This window comes from Vibrio sp. 2132-1 (assembly GCF_033344315.1).
In genome coordinates, this window is the sequence record NZ_JAWPON010000060.1 from 1 (window position 1) to 1,397 (window position 1,397).

At 47.1% G+C, this 1,397-nt stretch carries 2 protein-coding genes; both read right to left on the minus strand.

All coding sequences use genetic code 11. The features are described 5' to 3' along the window. Nucleotides 1–16 precede the first annotated feature (16 nt). Nucleotides 17–874 carry an ABC transporter ATP-binding protein gene (locus R8N47_RS23410; RefSeq protein ID WP_318185880.1) on the minus strand — a complete coding sequence of 286 codons (858 nt, stop codon included), beginning with the start codon at nucleotides 872–874 and terminating at the stop codon, nucleotides 17–19. After that, entirely contained in the window at nucleotides 871–1,242 is a 372-nt protein-coding gene (locus R8N47_RS23415) for a GntR family transcriptional regulator (protein WP_005464887.1), read from the minus strand. The genes R8N47_RS23410 and R8N47_RS23415 overlap by 4 nt, the downstream gene beginning before the upstream one ends. Nucleotides 1,243–1,397: the final 155 nt, after the last annotated feature.

A 1,397-nucleotide genomic window follows, 5' to 3' on the forward strand; every position in this document is an offset into this window, starting at 1 on the left:
GCGACGACAGAGCGCATCATGCTGCCTCCTTTTGTAACGCTAAAAACAGATCCGCCAGTTTTACACCATGCACATCGCCAAGCCCTGCCGCTTGATCAGCGTATTGTGAAGACAATAGCCATTTCGTTGTGCCTAATCCTTTTTGAGAAGAGAGTGGGTGCATCGCTTCAATTTGCGCACGGTGTTCGTCATTGGCATCGAGAATAAAGTAGTCTTCACTGATGCTGTCCATTGAGGTTTGCAGCACCGGGCGACCGTGTTTAAGAATCAACACATCGGTTAACAGATGTTCGATCTCGGAAACTTCATGGCTGGTGATGATCAGAACGCGTTCACCATCGTGAAACCATTCCAGTAAATGACGGTAGAAGGTGTCGCGGTAAACCAAATCCAAACCAAGAGTTGGTTCATCCAAAATCAGGATTTGTGTATTGGTTGCGATAACAATGGCAAGGTGCAATTGCACTTTCATCCCTTTCGAAAGGGCTCTGATTTTCGCACGAGGTTTGATGTCGGTTTGACGAAGCAGCGCATCCGCTTTGCTGCGATTGAAACCCGGGTGAACCCCTTCGGTATAACTCAGAAGCTGAGAGACCGTCATCCAATCTGGCAAAACATTCACATCTGAGATGTACGACAAATTCTGCATGATCTTGTCACGCTGCATCATGGGCTCGAAGCCATTGATGCGAATAGTCCCTTCGTAGTCGTGGGCGCCGAGTAGGGCGTTAATAAGCGTCGACTTACCCGCGCCATTGTGGCCGAGTAAACCAAGCACTTGACCAGCATGTAAGTCAAAACTCACATCATGAAGCGCCTCTCCTTGTTGACGGTACTGCTTGGAGACGTTGTTTACACTGACTAATGCGCTCATTGGTCACCTTTCATATGGGGGTTGAGTTGCTGGACAAGTTCATCAACTGACATGTCCAGACGTTGTAATGTATCGGCTATTTGAGGAATTTGCTGTTCAAGAAAGCGAGCCTTTTCCGCAGAGCGCAATTGTTGAATTGCCCCTTGTGCGACAAACATGCCTTGGCCACGTTTTTTCTCCACCAGTCCTTCATCAACAAGTAACTGATAGCCTTTCATGACGGTAAGGTGGTTAATTTTCATATCGGCAGAGATGCTGCGGACGGAGGGTAAAGCCTCGCCTTCTTTCCAGACGCCCTGCAATATTTGTTGGGTGATTTGATCAGCCAACTGGCGAAAAATCGGTTGGCGATCATGCCAATGCGTCATGATAAACATCCTATGGCTGAATTGGTGTTATATATATGTATAGCACTGAGTTTGAGAAATAGAAAGAATTAATCTTTTTGCCATCACCCAACCGCGTGTTTATGGAGTCCGTTTTCGACACGTTACACCGAATATTTGCACGCAATCGGATGCGT

Coding starts and splice junctions, on each gene's coding strand:
- R8N47_RS23410 (WP_318185880.1), bottom strand. CDS start 874: ATGAGCGCATTAGTCAGTGTAAACAACGTCTCCAAGCAGTACCGTCAA.
- R8N47_RS23415 (WP_005464887.1), bottom strand. CDS start 1,242: ATGACGCATTGGCATGATCGCCAACCGATTTTTCGCCAGTTGGCTGAT.